The sequence below is a fragment of the Ktedonobacter robiniae genome (assembly GCF_016587375.1).
GTDB lineage: Bacteria > Chloroflexota > Ktedonobacteria > Ktedonobacterales > Ktedonobacteraceae > Ktedonobacter > Ktedonobacter robiniae.
Genome location: NZ_BNJG01000001.1, coordinates 832601 through 848541 on the forward strand (window position 1 = coordinate 832601; position 15941 = coordinate 848541).

Below are 15941 nucleotides of genomic sequence, written 5' to 3' on the forward strand. Positions count from 1 at the left end.
ACGTGCATCACACTTTTCGCTGGATCATGCGTAATAAAAATGTGCTTTCCGCTGCGCCCCCTAAGCAGTGTATATAACATTGTAGAAGGCGTTTTCTAAAAATAAGTGGTCTGGAAGGATTTTGTACGAGGAGATATATCTGATGAAACCAATAACAAAGTTAACGCACTGGTCTATACTTATACCACTCCTGCTAACACTCGCCCTCTTACTCGCGGCCTGTAACGTGAATGGCGGCGATTTGACGGGAAGCAGTAGCAATACGTCAAATGGGTCACCTACCAGTCTCGGGACTGGTTCCCAGGACGTTCAGGTCTTTGTCGAGCCAGATGCAGGTTACCAGGTGATCACCGATGCCATTAACCAGGCACAGAAATCAGTCTGGGTCGAGATGTACCTGCTCACGGAGCGGCACGTTATCAGCGCCCTGGAAGAGGCCGCCCACAGTGGGAAGGACGTGCGTGTCATGCTTGAGGGCCATCCCTACGGTAGTGGGACTAGTTCACCTAGTCAGACCATCGACCGCTTAAACGCCGCTGGCGTCCAGGCAAAGACTACCAATCCCACGTTTGCCCTTACGCATGAGAAGGGCATGATCATCGATGGGAAGACTGCCTATATCCTCACAGCTAACATGACCCTCTCAGCCCTGGGCGGCAGTTCCAGCACGACTAACCGCGAATATGGCATCGTTGATACCAACGCACAGGATGTCCAGGGCGCGATTGATATCTTCAATGCCGATTGGGACCGCAAGGATGTACAGATCAATGGCTCAAACCTCGTGGTCAGCCCGATCAACTCGCGTGGCGCCTTCCTCTCGCTCATCAACGGGGCACAGAAGTCGCTCATCGTCGAGGCGGAAGAAATGCAGGATCAGCAGGTTGAACAGGCCCTGATCAATGCCGTCAAGCGCGGCGTCGCGGTCCAGGTCGTCTTGCCACAACCCCAATCGGGTAGTGATAGCAATCAGCAAGGTATTGACACAATCACGAATGGTGACATCAAGGTTCGCGAGTCCAGCAAACTGTACATGCATGCCAAAATGATGGTCGCAGACGGCCATAAGGCTTTTGTGGGGTCAGAGAACATCTCCACGGCCTCATTTGAGCGTAACCGCGAACTTGGAGTCATCATCGCCGATGGCAATGTGATCAATACGCTCCAGCAAACATTCCAACAGGACTGGAGCGACTCCCAGGGCAGCTAACGCGCACACCAGGAGGGGATAGCATCTTGTCTACTCCCTCCTGATGGATGCTGCTTTCTCGCCATTTTCGATAATGCATCAGCTAAGCATTTTCGCGACTACCACCCGCTTGCATTCCGTGATAGGATAGGGCAGGGCCTCACAGCCAGGGTGAGGTCAGTGTACACGATGGATATTTTGAGGAGGTTTTTCCATGATAACAGAGATCGCGGTTTTTACAGCGGTTGCCGGGAAAGAAGAAGAGCTGGCCCAGGGTATTATTCGCGGGCTGGAGGTTATTCGCCAGCATCCGGAATGCATCTCCGCGCATGCCACACGTTGTATCGAGCAGCCAGAGCGCTTTATGGTCACCAACTCATGGAGCACGCTCGAAGCCCATACCGTCGATTTCCGCGAAGGCCCCCTCTTCCCCCAGTGGCGCAGTCATATCACCGGGCTCTTCGAAGGCACACCTGAAGTCTTCCACTATCAGGCCTTCTAAAAAGAATAGATGTATAGACAATCCACAGACATTTCCCACAGACGCTATTTTTTATCAGGAGTGAGAGCATGGATGAAGAGCAAGCCATATCAAAGCAAGACCAGGCCAATGAGCAGTCAGAGAGCCTCTTAGAACACGCTGGACAGACGGAAGAGGAGAGGCTCGCCAAACGCGTCGCTGAGCTACGTCACCAGATTGAGGAAGCCAACTACCAGTACCATGTGCTGGACAATCCTACCCTTTCCGACGCCGAGTATGACCAGCTCATGATTGAGCTACAGCGTATTGAGGGCGAACATCCCGAGCTTGTAACCCCTGAGTCTCCGACGCAACGCGTGGGTGGTAGTCCCTTGCAGGATGTAGCGCAATATAGGCACCCGGTGCCAATGCTGAGCCTCGCCAACGCCCGCAGCGAGAAAGAGCTCTATGACTGGTACAAGCGCGCACAGAATATTTTGCCCAACGCCACTTTTACTTATGTCTGTGAACTCAAAATTGATGGCCTGGCGATGGCCCTCACCTACGACCAGGGACGCCTGACAATGGGCGCCTCACGTGGCAATGGCCTGGTAGGCGAAGACTGGACCCCCAATGTGCGCACCATTCGCAGCATTCCCAAGAAGCTACACGACGCGGCCCCCATTCCCGAGAAGGTCGAGGTGCGCGGCGAGATCTATATGTCGACGCAGAGCTTTGAGAAGCTCAATGAGCAGATGGTTGACAATAAGCTCTTCGCTAACCCACGCAATGCAGCAGCTGGCTCGCTACGCCAGAAAGATCCCCGCATCACAGGTACACGCAACCTGGATTTCTTTGGCTACCAGATCGGTTATGTACAGGGCATGCGCATCCAGAGCCACTGGGAAACCCTCCAGCTCATCAAAGAATGGGGCTTCCCACTCAATCCGCATGTGCAACTGGCGCACACACTTGAAGAGGTCATGGCCTTCTGCAACAAGTGGGAACACGAGCGCTTTAACCTCCCCTACGAGATCGATGGCGTGGTCATCAAGATCAATGACCTGGCCCATCAAGAGGAGCTAGGCGTCGTAGCGCGTGATCCACGCTGGGCCATCGCCTTCAAATACCCTCCCATTCAGGTTGCGACGCGTCTGCTCGACATTAAAGTCAATATTGGGCGCACCGGCTCGGTTAATCCCTGGGCCGAGCTTGAACCCATCAATATTCGTGGCGTGACCGTCTCACGTGCATCGCTGCATAACGAAGAGGACATTCAGCGCAAAGACCTGCGCGTGGGCGACTGGGTGCTGGTACAACGTGCGGGCGAGGTTATTCCCCAGGTCGTTAAGCCTGTCATGGAGAAGCGCACCGGGAGCGAAGAAGTCTATCACCTACCAGAGAATTGCCCCCGTTGCGGCACGGCCATCATCCGCATCCCCGATCAGGCCATGGCCTACTGCCCCAACCTGCAATGCCCGGCCCGCAACTTTGAGAGCTTTACGCACTTCGTCTCCAAGGGCGCCATGGATATGGATACCATTGGCGAGAAGACCTGCGAGCAGTTAATGGAGGCAGGCTATCTCCAGAGCGTCTCCGACTTCTATCACCTGACCCGCGATGACCTACTCGAACTAGAGGGCATCAAGGAGAAGAGCGCGAACAACATGCTCAACGCCATCGAGGCCAGCAAGCAACGCTCGCTCTCGCGCCTGCTTTTCGGCCTAAATATTCGCTATGTTGGCGAGAAGACAGCTCAGTTGTTGGCAGACGCCTTTGGCGATATGGACGCGCTTATGGCCGCCAGTGAAGCCCAGATCAACGAAGTACCTGGCATTGGCCCCAAGATTGGACAGAGCGTGGCACAGTGGTTCCAGCAAGAGGAGAACCAGGCCTTAATCGAGCGCCTGCGCGCGGCAGGGCTCAATATGAGTGAAGAGCGTAAGCATGTTGAAGGTCCGCTTACAGGTCAAAGCTTCCTGCTCACAGGTCGTCTAAATACGATGACGCGCACAGCGGCTGAAGAGTCCATTAAGACCCTGGGCGGTACAATCGCCTCGGGCGTCAGCAAGTCGCTTAGCCACCTGATCGCAGGCGAGGATGCTGGCTCAAAACTAGCAAAGGCCCAGAAGGCCAAAGTGCCTGTACATGATGAGCAGTGGCTCCTGGATCTGCTCCAGCAGTACCAGCAGTCCGAACAGGCTGTTTCCTAGCAAGCAAGAGAAGGATACACGATGCTAGAACAAGATTGGGGACGCCGCCAGGCACTTGTGGAGTTAGATCTCGCGACAATCAATATGCTGGCGCGCCCCGCCTTCCCCGAGCACCAGGTCATCGGGGCGGAGCTATTGACGGAGGGGCACTGTAACACCAACTACAAACTGACGCTCGCCGGGTTTGATGAGCCCTTTGTCTTACGTGTGTACCGACGCGACCAGGCCAGCAGTCAGAAGGACTGGGATCTCTATCAGCTCGTGCAGGGACTGGTTCCCGTTCCACGCATGCTCTATCACGACGACTCATGCCAGCACCTGGCCTGGCCATATACCATTATGACCTGGGTCGAGGGTATCCTCCTCCGCGATGCTATCGAGAAAGGGGACGCCAGGGAACAGAACAGCTATGGCTACGCCGTCGGGAGCACCCTGGCTGCGATTGGCAGCTTCACCTTCCCCAGGCAGGCTTCTTTGGTCCTGGTCTGCATGTTGAGCCCTTTACTGGCAATGAGTCGTACCTGCAACTCATACGCCATTTCCTGACCACAGGACCAACTCAGGAGCGCCTGGGACCAGAGCTTAGCCAGCGCCTCTGGAACTTTGTCGAAGCGCAACATGGCTATCTCGACGCGCTTCCGCCTACGGCGGCGCTGGTCCACTCAGACTTTAAGGGGATCAATATTCTTGTACACGAGGGAGAGGTGAGTGCGGTCCTGGACTGGGAATTCGCCTTCGCGGGCTCGCCACTGACCGATATTGCTAATATGCTGCGCTACGAACACCGGATGCCCGAGGCCTTTGTGAGCCAGTTTCTACGCGGCTACCAGGTGCAAGGAGGTATACTCCCACCAGACTGGCATCGCTGCATTAAGCTGCTGGATCTTATCAGCTTATGCGAGTTCGCCCATGCCCCGGAAGTAAATGAGGTCGTGGTACGCGACGTGATCGAGCTCATGGAGCGTACGCTAGCTCAGTACCAAGAAAAATAACGAGGATATTTTATGTCATCCGTTCATATTGTAGATCTGGAAGCAAATAATAAAGCAGCCGTTGAACAGGCCGCGCGCATCCTGGTGGATGGCTTCGCGGCCTCCTCACCCATGGCATGGCCCGACCTGGAGAGCGCGCAAGAAGAAATATACGCGACCTTTAGCGGCGACTGTATCAGCCGCGTAGCTACCAATGAGTCGGGAAAGGTTGTGGGCTGGATCGCAGGCCAGAGTCAGTACGATGGTCGCGTCTGGGAGCTGCATCCCCTGGTAGTGGCTCCCCAGTACCAGGGGCAGGGCATTGGACGCTTGCTCGTCGCTGATTTTGAGGAACGCGTCCGCGAGCGTGGTGGCCTTACCATCATGCTTGGCACAGACGACGAGGACGGCCGCACCAGCCTCTCAGGAAAGCATCTCCTGCCCGACCTCTGGCTGAATATAGCGCAGATAGAGAATTTGGGCCGCCATCCTTACGAATTCTATCAGCGTTTAGGCTATACCATTGTAGGGGTCATTCCCGACGCCAATGGACCAGGCAAACCAGATATTTTAATGGCCAAATCGCTAATTGAGGAATACAAAAGCTTGTAGGGTCCATGCTGGCATGGACTCCCGAGCGAAGCGATTGATTATCGGCCTGCTGGCCTCAGAGTCCATGCCAGCATGGACCCTACACCATAATTATTTAGTCCAGGGCGCGGATGTTGCCATGGATATGTTTGAGCACCTGGCGCAGGTGTTTACGCGTCTCACTATCGATGCCATCGAGGACGCGATCCTCAAAGTCCAGGCGCGCCTTCACCAGGTCCGTCAGCTCTCTGCGCCCCCGGGGCGTCAGAGAAACTAGCGACACGCGGTTGTCATTGGGGTTGGCACGCCGCGCGATGTAGCCCTCGCGCTCCAACTGCTTCACTTGCCGCGTGATTGCAGCTCCGTCTACCCCCAGGCGTAGCTGCAACTCGGCCTGGCTCACCTCGCGCTCATGTAGTAGCTCGCTCATAATCAAGATACGCGCCTGGCTCATCCCAAGCTTGCGCTCAAAGACACGCATGGCATCGATATAAAGGCGTTTAAATTGCACCAGCAATGTCTCGGAATCTTCGCGTTCTTGCGGCTCCATATCTCCTCCGTTGGCCCTCCCCGCACACTCAGGGGGTAAGCAGTCACATACTGCTTATGCGCTCCGGCAACTTTGACGAGCGCTGATCTTCATATGTTTTATTTACAAACTGGCATGTATCTATTTATTCTCTGCTCAGGACTTCACAGTTCCGTCGTTATCTGAACTATTCCTGTTTCTATACACTATAATGCAAGCGAGCGTTGAAGTCAAAACAATGCGCTACTTACGTACGCGCCTACGCTTCCGGGCAGAATCCCCCAGCGTAAGCGCGTACGTAAGTAGCGCATTGTTAGACGTACTGCATCTCGGTGTAGCGCGCGCGCAACTTATTGACCTGCTCTTTGACCTGCTGGCCACGCACCGCGTCATGCATCAATTGCGCCAACTCGCCCATGGCTTGCTCATCCATGCCATAGCGTGTCATCTCGGAGACGCCGATACGCAGGCCGGAGGGGTTGCGAGGATCCTCGTCACCGGGGAGCATGTTGTAGTTCACAATGATATCGTTGGCCTCCAGGCGCTTGGCAACCTCCACGCCCGCGCCAAACTGCGCCACATTTACCGCGATGATATGGCTCTTTGTGTAACCAAAATCACGGGCCTCTACTGGCGAACCCAGTTCATCAAGGCTGCGGCCAAGTGCCTGGGCATTGCGCACGATCTGCGTGGCATAGTCGCGCCCATACAGCTTCATTTCGCGAGTCGCGACCAGCAAGGCGGGTAATGTATTCAGGTGATGGTTACTGGAGGAGCCTGGGAAGACACCACGGTCGGCTGCAGGCCAGAACTTCTTCTCGCCCTCTTCATCCAGGTTGCCCAGGATCACACCACGCTGCGGACCGGGAAAGGTCTTGTGTGTGCTACCAGTGAGCCAGGTCGCCCCCTCGCGCAGGGGATCCTGGAACTGCCCACCAGCGATCAGGCCAAGGACATGTGCCCCATCATACAGCAGCGGAATATTCTTCGCGCGACAGGCCGCCACGACCTCGCTAACGGGTTCGGGGAAGAGGAAGAGGCTCTTGCCCATGATCACCAGTTGGGGCGAGACACGCTCGATCAGCTCAATTGTCTTCTGCGCATCGACGTGATAGTGGTCCTCGGTCAGGGGCAGATAGTGTAGGTTTACCGACTTCTCGCTGCCCAGCTTGAGCACCTGCCCGCGATTCTGGATACGTCGACCAAAGACGCCCACCGGGCCGTGACTGATATGTCCGCCGGCGTCGGTCGAGTTGGCGATAACGGTATCGCCGCCGCGCAAGTATCCAAGTGCAATGGCGGTATTGGAGGCGTTGCCGCTGATGGGGCGGACATCCGCCTGGCGCGCTCTAAAGAGCTCCATGATCTCTGTACGCGCCTGGCGCTCAATCTCGTCAATATAGCGCGTCCCTTGATAGTAGCGGTTCACCTTGCCCGGCTCATTAGGATGCCCCTCGGCGTAGCGCCCCATAAAGTCTGAATTTTGCACGCGGCGCACCGCCTCACTGGGGGTGTTCTCGCTGGCAATCAGGTTAATCGCCTGGCGCTGACGCCACTGCTCCTGCTGCTCCAGAAGCTGTTCAATATCATGTATATCTATGGTCATATGTTTTTTACTCCCGTACAGTAAAAGCAAAGACTGTGAAATATCTCCTTCAGTATAGCAGCAGAATGTAAGGTCTCACAATAGAAGATATTGATTGAAACACGTTCAGATTTGTTGATTAAAATATACGATCCTGTTATACTAAACCTATTCAACAGGAATAGCGTATAGCACAGCATTCATGTGCTAGCACCGGGCATACTGTCAGGAACCACATGCGCGAAGGAGGTCTACAGGTCAGACCCTCCAGAAGGCCTGGCGATAGATCACCTCTTGCGAAAAAAGTCAGGAGGAACGGCTTATGAAAGTATACGGGGCGGAATACATTCGCAATGTAGCGTTGATCTCCCACGGGGGAGCAGGGAAGACATCCTTGATTGATGCCGCACTATTTGACACTGGAGCCGTAACACGACAAGGGAAGGTGGATGATGGAACCTCGATTGCGGACTACGATCCTGACGAACTCAAGCGTCGGATGTCCCTTCACACCAAAGTGCTTCCCGTCGAGTGGCATGAGCATAAGATCAATTTTATTGACACGCCTGGCTACGCTGATTTCATTGGTGAGGTAAAAGCTGGCCTACGCGTGGCGGATGCCGCCCTGGTCGTGGTGACAGCCGAAAAAGGGGTAGAAGTCGGCACTGAACTGACCTGGCACTATGCCAATGAACGCAACCTTCCTCGTATCGTCGTGGTCAACAAACTCGACCGCGAAAATACCTCCTTTGATATGGCGCTTGAGTCGCTACGCGCCAAATTTGGCACTAAAGTTGTCCCCCTACAAATTCCCATCGGGGAACAGGCCAACTTCAAGGGAGTTGTTGACCTGCTGCATCAGAAGGGCTATACCTTCGAGGGCGGCAATAGTGTGCAAGAAATCTCCATCCCCGATGAGCTACAGGACACCATCAATAGCTATCGTGAACAGCTTATCGAGTCAGCAGTCGAGAGCGATGATGAGCTGATGGAGAAATTTCTGGAGGGGATAGACCTTAACGACGACGAGATCCTTAAACTGGTCAAAGTGGGTACGGCCTCGGGTCAGCTTATTCCAGTGCTCTGTGCCTCCGCGGCGAAGAACATTGGTATCCAGACAATGCTTAGTGCTATCCTTGACTACCTCCCCAGCGCGGCGGACGCCTTACCAGAAGATGCCCAGAACTTTGAAGGACACATCTCGGCCCTGGTGTTTAAAACGACCGGGCAACAGTCCGGCACTGTTTCAACCTTCCGCGTCTATACAGGAAGCATCAAGGCTGATAGCCATCTCTTCAATATCCAGACAAAGACGGATGAGCGTGTAGGCGCCCTCTCGTTCCCACGTGGCAAAATGTCAGAGAATGCCAGTTCCATTTCCGCAGGCGATTTCGGTACCGTGTCCAAGCTTACCAATACCCATACAGGTGATACACTCACCGATAGCAAAAACATCACTACGCCCCTTGAGCCGATCCGCTTCCGCGAACCCTGCTTCACCCTGACGATCATCCCCAAAAGCCAGAATGACCTGGACAAAATGGGCAACGTCCTGGCACGCATCGTGCAAGAAGACCGCACGCTACGCGTTTCACGCGATCCCGAGACGGCGGAGACGCTGCTCTCCGGCATGGGCGAGGCGCACCTGCAAATCACAGTGGAGAGTATCAAACGCAAATATGGCGTCGACCTGGAGACACGCGATCCACATATCCACTACCGCGAGACCATCCGCAAGAAGGCTAAGGCTAATGGACGCCACAAGCGCCAGAGCGGTGGACACGGCCAGTTTGGCGATGTCTGGTTGGAGATCGAGCCACTGCCCCACGGAGGAGAGCAGAACTTCATCTTTGAGGACCGCATTGTAGGCGGCGTCGTCCCCAATCAGTTCATTCCTGGTGTCGAGAAGGGAGTACGCGAATCGCTCAAGCGCGGCTTCATCTCAGGCAACCCCATGCTCTACGTGCGTGTCGCGCTCTACGACGGCAAGTACCACCCGGTCGACTCATCGGCGCAATCCTTCGAGGTTGCGGCCTCCCTGGCGATGCAAGAGGCCGTCCCCCTTGCCAGCCCAGTCATTCTGGAGCCTGTCATGCATGTCAACATCCTGATTCCAGAGGCCAATATGGGTGACGTCATGAGTGACATCAACACCAGGCGTGGCCGTGTCCTCGGCATGGAACCAGATGAGCAGGAAGAAGGTATGCAGCGTATCACCGCCACCGTTCCCCAGGCCGAGATGCTGCGCTACGCGACCGACTTGCGCTCTATTACCCAGGGTCGTGGCTCCTTCACTATGGAGTTTGCCCAATATGAGGAAGTCCCTCCTCACATTCAGCAGGCACTTATCGAACAACACAAAAAGGCCGTTGGCTAACAATTATTGCAAACACATATCAACAGGAAAGGGATGGTGACGTGTATCTCGAACATCCGCCCGAGATACACGTCACCATCCCTTTCTTGTAAGCGCCGCGGGCGCGAAATGACAACAAAAAGCTAGCGGCTAGCGGCCTGCGTGCGCCGACTATTGAGCATATACACGGCAAGCGCTAATAACAGGAACAGCAGCCCCACACAACAGACACCAAACCAGCCCGCGAAGTCCCAGCCATAGGTGCCAAGAAACGAGCCAAGCGAGCCACCAATAAAGTACGACACCATATAGATCGTATTGAGGCGGCTGCGCGCGGCGGGATTGAGGCTATAGACACGCGCCTGATTTGAGATCTGGTTGGCCTGCGCCCCCAGGTCCAGCAGGATGACGCCAATTATCAGGCCCCAGAGATACTGGCCCGTCAGCCAGAAGATACCAAACGAGGCCAGGAGAATGAGCAAGCCGATGCCAATTGTCTTACGTGGATTGACTTTATCAGCAAGACGGCCAATAAAAGAGGCCGCGAGTGCTCCCACGACACCTACCAGGCCAAAGAGGCCCGCCACCTCGCTGCCATAGTGAAAAGGCGGCGTTTGCAGGCGGAAGGAGAGCGTAGCCCAGAACGCGCTAAAGGCCGCAAAGCCTAGCGCACCAAAGACGCTCGTCTCGCGCAACACAGGCTCACTTTTAACGAGGCTCCACAGCGAGCGCAAGAGTTGTGTATAGCTCATATCTGACTGAGGGCGATCAAGAGGCAACAAGAAACGCAGGATCAGGGCCAGGAGAACCATCAATCCCGCGGCAACCCAATACACTGTGCGCCAGCCCAGGTGTGCAGCCAACACGCCACTCACGGTACGGGCCAATAAAATACCAATTAGCAAACCACTCATCACAGTTCCCACCACTCGTCCACGCTCCTGAGGCCGCGCCAGGCTCGCCGCCAGCGGCACAACCAACTGTGGAACCACGGTAGTAACACCTACAGCGAAGCTCGCGATTGAGAGGAACATCAGGGTAGGCGCCAGAGCCATCGCGATCAAAGCGACTGTTACAGCAACCAGCATTGTCACAATCAGCGTTCGACGATTATAGCGATCTCCCAGCGGAATAATCAGCAGGAGACCCACGGCATAGCCAAGCTGGGAGAGAGTGGCCAGAACACCTACCTGGTTTACAGAGACGGCAAATTCATGTCCAATATCGGCCAGAACAGGCTGCACATAATAGAGGTTGGCAGCCGCGAGGCCACAGACCACCGCCAGCAACAAGACCAGGTGCGGGCTAAGCTGGGGAGCATTTACCTTATGTATCTCTTCTTCAGTTGATGCGAGAAGCGCATCACGCTTGCTCAATTCACATACACCCCTTCTACACATATAAATATAGCGCTTTTATTCATATGCTTACTTATTAGCAACTACTCTAGCACAACAGAATTACGGCTCTGATCTATTCCTAAAAAAAATGATCAGGGCAGGAGTGTCCTGCTCTGATTCGGTACTATGCATGTCGGGATATTACTACTAGTATCGGCAGCCTGGAGCGCTAACCACAGCCAACGCTCGCATTAGGACTCCTTAGGACTCTTTTGACGTGTTTTTAGCCGCGCCTCGCTCACCTTTAGAGGCTGGTTTACGTCCTTGCGCCTGCTTCCCACGAGGCTGCTGCTTTGCCCGTCCCTTGGATGAGCCACCTTTGGCGCCAGCTTTCCCCAGCAAGGCCTCAGCCGCGCTCTCGTGCCCATGGCTGACCAGCCACTCACGCGCCTCTTCATGCAGGTCGCTCAGTTTCTCGCTGCCGCCGATCATAAGCCACATGGCATATTCAGGATCAGCGGGTGTGCCTTCATACCACTGGCCATTTTCAATCATAAATGTCTGCACCTGTTCCTTATTACGGGTGCGAAGCAGGTTATCAAGCTGCTGCCGAAAACCGGGCAACTCTCTCATCTCGTCCCATCCTCACTTCTAAAAATTAGTGTATGCTTAGTTTAGCATACTCCGGTCCTCAGGCAAATTCTTTGAGAGGATTTGCCGCATAAAGGGCACTTCTCGTCGCAGAATATTGATCTCGTCGCGCAGGCGTTCCTGTGTCGAAGTACCTTCAAGGAGGCGCTGTTTCGTTTCGTTCTGCACCTCGAGGAAATAGGCGATGAAATACGAGAGATCTTCCGGATCTTCGGGGAGATCGGCGTAGCTACTATCCTCGCTCGCCGCCTCTAATAACATCTCCAGGTAGTTACGAAACAAGCCACACGCCTGAGCCATGGGGAGGGTTAAGATCTGGGCTGGCTCGGGATCATCCATAAATGGTTCGACAGTCGCTGACAAATAGGGTCTATCTCGATGCTGGCTGACGATGCGAAAACGACGTGTCCCTATTGCCATCAATGTAAAGCGACCATCTTCCATGCGCTCGACGTTGCGCATCTGCACCATTGTGCCGACGCTGTAGGGAACCTCGTGTAGGTAGACGCTCTCAGGCTTTGTCAGCACAATCCCAAATGGCTTCTGTGTCCGCTGGCAATCCTGGATCATCTGCCGGTAGCGCGGCTCGAAGATGTGGAGCGGCATGACTGTCCCCGGGAAAAGCACCACATCCAGTGGGAACAAAGGTAATTCTATCGCGGTAATCGACATGAGTCCATCGCACCTCCTAGCGTTTCATGACATATACCATCACTGAAACTAGATGCCTCTTCGCGCCAAAACGGAGCATACATTTACACATCCACACAGAACTATTTATTCTGACCATAGTATAACATCATGCCTAATGCCAGGAATAAAATCGCTGGCACAAACATGACGACTGGTTCATAAAACCACTTCTTTTTGCTTGACAAGCAGATAGTAAATCATTATGCTTTTAATAATATCTTTTCGCTTCCAATTCCCAACGGTGGGAACACAACTGCCAGGCGCCATCTGAGCCTTTGGGCTACAGATAGAAGGTATCCTTTCTACACACAGTTGTCGTAGTTAGTGTTCATCATGGTGATGAGCATAAGGAGGCACCATGGCTAATGTAGCAACGAGAGAAGTCTCGGTTCGCCGTATGCTGCCCGTAATTACCGCGAGCACGCTGGGAACCGCCATTGAGTGGTATGATTTCTTCTTGTACAACTTCTTTGCCGCCACTATTTTCGCCCCGCTCTTCTTTCCCAATCTCGATCCTGTCACTGGCATCTTAGCATCTTTTACCACTTACTACATCGGTTTCCTGGCTCGCCCTATTGGGGGCGCGTTCTTCGGCTGGTTCGGCGACCGCGTCGGACGCAAGTCGACACTCATCGTGACGCTCATTCTCATGGGGGTCGCGACCGTATTGATTGGCGCTATTCCAACCTACAAGAGCATCGGTTTTGTCGCGCCCCTATTGATTACGGTTCTGCGCTTCCTGCAAGGGGCGGGAGTCGGAGGTGAATGGGGTGGCTCGGTACTACTCTCGCTGGAGTATGGCGATAACCGCCGCCGTGGCTTCTGGGCCAGCTGGCCTCAGACAGGCGTTCCGGTGGGCCTGGCCCTGGCCGCCATCGCACTCCTGATCTGTAAAGCGTTTTTCCCTGGCGACGCTTTTCTTCAGATTGGCTGGCGTATTCCCTTCTTCCTAAGCGCGCTTCTGATCCTGGTTGGCTTCTTTATCCGGATGCGCATCCTCGAAACTCCTGAGTTTACGCGCATCAAGCAGGAACAGCGGGTAGCCAAGGCTCCCCTGGGCGAGGTTATTCGCCACTACTGGAAGGAGATCATTCTCTCGGCACTTCTGCGCTCAGGCGAGCAGGCTCCCTTCTATCTGTTTACGACCTTTGTCCTGTCATATGGAGCCACTACGCTCAAGATACCCGTCAATACACTCTACACTGGGATTATTCTCGCCGCCCTGATCGCCTTTGGGACAATGCCATTTGCGAGCTATCTCTCCGATATTGTGGGACGTAAACGCTGGTTTATGATCGCCTCTCTTGGCATGGCAATCTATGCCTACCCCTTCTTCCTCTTGCTCCAGACAAAAAACAGTGTGCTTGTCGTGCTGGCGCTCGTAGGAGCCATTAGCATCTTTCACGCCAGTCTCTATGGTCCTGAGGCGGCATTTATCTCCGAGCATTTCGGTACTCGTCTACGCTATAGCGGGGCCTCACTCGGATACCAGCTTGCCTCGCTCACGGCGGGTGGTCCGGCTCCTATCATCGCAACACTCCTGCTTGCAGCGTACAAATCGTACATTCCACTTGTACTCTACATCATTCTGATGGCGTTGATCTCCCTGCTGGCCGCGTGGGGTTTGCGCGAATATGCCAACCGGGATGCGGCAGCCGATAAGGATATCCAGGTTGCAGAGGCAGCCATAGCCTCAGAAGCTCCGTAGCAAGCAACCAGGATCAAGCACAAGGCCCCTGGCGTCTCGATGCCAGGGGCCTTGTGCTTATTATTTTTTGAGAGAGGCTTTACTGCGTTAACTCTTTGACAATGCCCTGAATACGTGCGCCATCGGCTCTCCCCTTGAGCTGTTTGGCGGCCTGAGGCATGACCTTGCGGAACTCTTTGCCGTTTTCCGCGACCAGGGCGCTTACGACCTCGCGGATCTCCTCGTCGCTCATCTGTGAGGACTTGAGGTAGGTCTGTAGAATATCCAGTTCCGCTTGTTCTTTCTCGGCGAGTTCCAGGCGACCGCCCTGCTTATAGAGGGGGATAGCCTGGTTGCGCTTCTTGACTTCCTGTTCGAGCACGCGCAAGCAATCCGCCTCGGTGAGAGGCTGACCATATTCGGGATTTTTGCGGTCGGTACGCGCGACTTCAAGGTTATGAATTGAGTTCAAGGCCATACGCAGCGTATCCAGCTTCACCTGGTCGCGTGCGCGCTGCGCATCCTGGGCATCCTTACGTAACTGCTGCTCAATCGGGAATTCCTGCCGAGCCATAACAACGTTTCTCCTCTTATACAAAAACAGTGTAGTACGCCCCATAGTATACTACGCCTGCGTGAAAAAAGCACCTTTCGCACCTGCGGCGCTCAGTGAGTTTATGAGTGTGGATGGTGGTTTCGGGTGCCAGCCCGAAACCACCATCCACACTTGACCCGAGTTATTGGGAGCAATTGCTATCTCTTCGTCTTGACAGGATTACAGCGGGCCGATGCTTGTGCGTACTAGTTCGCCTTTGTAGTATATGCTGACGACGTCGCGGCGGCACTGGCTGAGGTACCAGTTGCCTGTCTGCGCCAGGTCGAGGGTAGCACGTAGGAGACGGGTCTCCTCGCCCGTAACCTCGGCCAGGACCTCGCCATCGGGGGCAATGATCATGCTGGGGCAATGCTGCACAAAGTGGGCGGTGTTGGCAGCCAGCACAAAGCGCTGGTTCTCCGCCGCGCGACTGACCAGGTGGCTGCGCCAGACATCTGGCTTGACCTCGGGGTTGGCGGCGTTGGTAATGTAGACAAAGAGTTCGGCGCCCCGCTGGGCCAGGCATTGCCACTGTTCAGGGAAGCGGATCTCGCGACAGAGCTGAATGCCTACATTGACGCTCCCCTCGGCAAAATGGAGGGGAAAGATAGGAAGGTCGGCACCCGCGACAAAGTGCCCACGCTCGCCCGTTGCCAGGTTCACCTTGCGATAGAGCGCCCGCTCACCACGAGGCGAAAAATAGAGTCCTGCGTTATACCACTCACCCTCTTCCTCCAGGCAGGAGCCAGCAATCAGGTGCACCTGCTTGCGCTTCACAACCTCCGCGATGCGCTCTATCGCATCTGCCAGAAGCCTACGATCAATCTGCTCAAGAAAGCGGCTATCTTCGTTATATCCCGAGATGGCCCCCTCTGGGAGCACAAGCAAATCGTCGGGCTCGACCTGTTCGAGCATGGAAAAAATATACTGTACATTCTCTGCGATAGTAAAACTAGTGGGGAATTGTCCAACGGCAACCGAGATCTTCAAACCAACCTCCTCTATGAGCAAATATACAGCGGGCGGGTCTCTTCCCAGCGACAGGCAAAAGAATCCGTCACACTTCGCCTGCATCTTCAAC

Annotated in this window: 15 protein-coding genes; 8 read left to right on the forward strand and 7 right to left on the reverse strand. The window is 54.7% G+C overall.

Translation table 11 applies throughout. The features are described 5' to 3' along the window. Positions 1-142: 142 nt before the first annotated feature. The 6 genes from JMJ04_RS03395 to JMJ04_RS03415 all read left to right on the forward strand — a co-directional run bounded on the left by JMJ04_RS03395 (position 143) and on the right by JMJ04_RS03415 (position 5445). Positions 143-1210 carry a phospholipase D-like domain-containing protein gene (locus JMJ04_RS03395; RefSeq protein ID WP_201369151.1) on the forward strand — a complete coding sequence of 356 codons (1068 nt, stop codon included), beginning with the start codon at positions 143-145 and terminating at the stop codon, positions 1208-1210. A gap of 193 nt (positions 1211-1403) precedes the next feature. Then, entirely contained in the window at positions 1404-1691 is a 288-nt protein-coding gene (locus tag JMJ04_RS03400) for a putative quinol monooxygenase (RefSeq protein WP_201369152.1), read from the forward strand. 68 nt (positions 1692-1759) lie between these two features. Then, the gene (ligA, locus tag JMJ04_RS03405) at positions 1760-3862 is read left to right on the forward strand and encodes an NAD-dependent DNA ligase LigA (RefSeq protein ID WP_201369153.1); all 2103 of its coding nucleotides are present in this window, start codon (positions 1760-1762) and stop codon (positions 3860-3862) included. A gap of 21 nt (positions 3863-3883) precedes the next feature. Next, positions 3884-4408: a phosphotransferase family protein gene (locus tag JMJ04_RS47910; RefSeq protein WP_268887321.1), complete on the forward strand. Its 525-nt coding sequence runs from the start codon at positions 3884-3886 to the stop codon at positions 4406-4408. Between the two features lie 23 nt (positions 4409-4431). Beyond that, entirely contained in the window at positions 4432-4854 is a 423-nt protein-coding gene (locus JMJ04_RS47915) for a phosphotransferase (protein ID WP_268887347.1), read from the forward strand. Between the two features lie 12 nt (positions 4855-4866). Then, positions 4867-5445, forward strand: a complete 579-nt coding sequence (locus JMJ04_RS03415) for a GNAT family N-acetyltransferase (RefSeq protein WP_201369155.1) — start codon at positions 4867-4869, stop codon at positions 5443-5445. A gap of 94 nt (positions 5446-5539) precedes the next feature. On the opposite strand, the gene JMJ04_RS03420 is transcribed toward JMJ04_RS03415, so the two are convergent. Then, the gene (locus tag JMJ04_RS03420) at positions 5540-5974 is read right to left on the reverse strand and encodes a MarR family winged helix-turn-helix transcriptional regulator (RefSeq protein WP_201369156.1); all 435 of its coding nucleotides are present in this window, start codon (positions 5972-5974) and stop codon (positions 5540-5542) included. 292 nt (positions 5975-6266) lie between these two features. Beyond that, positions 6267-7559 (reverse strand): serine hydroxymethyltransferase, encoded by a 1293-nt coding sequence (locus tag JMJ04_RS03425; protein ID WP_201369157.1) that lies wholly within the window; start codon positions 7557-7559, stop codon positions 6267-6269. Positions 7560-7860: 301 nt separating this feature from the next. Between JMJ04_RS03425 and fusA the strand changes: the two genes are divergently transcribed. Beyond that, on the forward strand, positions 7861-9915 hold the full coding sequence (fusA, locus tag JMJ04_RS03430) for an elongation factor G (protein ID WP_201369158.1): 2055 nt from the start codon (positions 7861-7863) through the stop codon (positions 9913-9915). A 122-nt stretch (positions 9916-10037) separates the two neighbouring features. Here fusA and JMJ04_RS03435 read toward each other — a convergent pair whose 3' ends face one another. The 3 genes from JMJ04_RS03435 to JMJ04_RS03445 form a co-directional block, all read right to left on the reverse strand. Further along, a complete protein-coding gene (locus JMJ04_RS03435) occupies positions 10038-11294 on the reverse strand; it encodes an MFS transporter (RefSeq protein ID WP_201369159.1) in 1257 nt (418 codons plus the stop codon). A gap of 201 nt (positions 11295-11495) precedes the next feature. Beyond that, complete coding sequence (locus tag JMJ04_RS03440) at positions 11496-11867, reverse strand: hypothetical protein (RefSeq protein ID WP_201369160.1); 372 nt, start codon at positions 11865-11867, stop codon at positions 11496-11498. Between the two features lie 36 nt (positions 11868-11903). Next, positions 11904-12557: an LON peptidase substrate-binding domain-containing protein gene (locus JMJ04_RS03445; RefSeq protein ID WP_201369161.1), complete on the reverse strand. Its 654-nt coding sequence runs from the start codon at positions 12555-12557 to the stop codon at positions 11904-11906. 379 nt (positions 12558-12936) lie between these two features. Here JMJ04_RS03445 and JMJ04_RS03450 point away from each other — a divergent pair, with 379 nt between their 5' ends. Continuing rightward, entirely contained in the window at positions 12937-14286 is a 1350-nt protein-coding gene (locus JMJ04_RS03450; RefSeq protein WP_201369162.1) for an MFS transporter, read from the forward strand. Between the two features lie 79 nt (positions 14287-14365). On the opposite strand, the gene JMJ04_RS03455 is transcribed toward JMJ04_RS03450, so the two are convergent. After that, complete coding sequence (locus JMJ04_RS03455) at positions 14366-14839, reverse strand: GatB/YqeY domain-containing protein (protein WP_201369163.1); 474 nt, start codon at positions 14837-14839, stop codon at positions 14366-14368. Between the two features lie 201 nt (positions 14840-15040). Then, positions 15041-15850, reverse strand: a complete 810-nt coding sequence (locus tag JMJ04_RS03460; RefSeq protein WP_201369164.1) for a carbon-nitrogen hydrolase family protein — start codon at positions 15848-15850, stop codon at positions 15041-15043. Positions 15851-15941: the final 91 nt, after the last annotated feature.

Coding starts and splice junctions, on each gene's coding strand:
- JMJ04_RS03395 (WP_201369151.1), top strand. CDS start 143: ATGAAACCAATAACAAAGTTAACGCACTGGTCTATACTTATACCACTC.
- JMJ04_RS03400 (WP_201369152.1), top strand. CDS start 1,404: ATGATAACAGAGATCGCGGTTTTTACAGCGGTTGCCGGGAAAGAAGAA.
- ligA (WP_201369153.1), top strand. CDS start 1,760: ATGGATGAAGAGCAAGCCATATCAAAGCAAGACCAGGCCAATGAGCAG.
- JMJ04_RS47910 (WP_268887321.1), top strand. CDS start 3,884: ATGCTAGAACAAGATTGGGGACGCCGCCAGGCACTTGTGGAGTTAGAT.
- JMJ04_RS03415 (WP_201369155.1), top strand. CDS start 4,867: ATGTCATCCGTTCATATTGTAGATCTGGAAGCAAATAATAAAGCAGCC.
- JMJ04_RS03420 (WP_201369156.1), bottom strand. CDS start 5,974: ATGGAGCCGCAAGAACGCGAAGATTCCGAGACATTGCTGGTGCAATTT.
- JMJ04_RS03425 (WP_201369157.1), bottom strand. CDS start 7,559: ATGACCATAGATATACATGATATTGAACAGCTTCTGGAGCAGCAGGAG.
- fusA (WP_201369158.1), top strand. CDS start 7,861: ATGAAAGTATACGGGGCGGAATACATTCGCAATGTAGCGTTGATCTCC.
- JMJ04_RS03435 (WP_201369159.1), bottom strand. CDS start 11,294: ATGTGTAGAAGGGGTGTATGTGAATTGAGCAAGCGTGATGCGCTTCTC.
- JMJ04_RS03440 (WP_201369160.1), bottom strand. CDS start 11,867: ATGAGAGAGTTGCCCGGTTTTCGGCAGCAGCTTGATAACCTGCTTCGC.
- JMJ04_RS03445 (WP_201369161.1), bottom strand. CDS start 12,557: ATGTCGATTACCGCGATAGAATTACCTTTGTTCCCACTGGATGTGGTG.
- JMJ04_RS03450 (WP_201369162.1), top strand. CDS start 12,937: ATGGCTAATGTAGCAACGAGAGAAGTCTCGGTTCGCCGTATGCTGCCC.
- JMJ04_RS03455 (WP_201369163.1), bottom strand. CDS start 14,839: ATGGCTCGGCAGGAATTCCCGATTGAGCAGCAGTTACGTAAGGATGCC.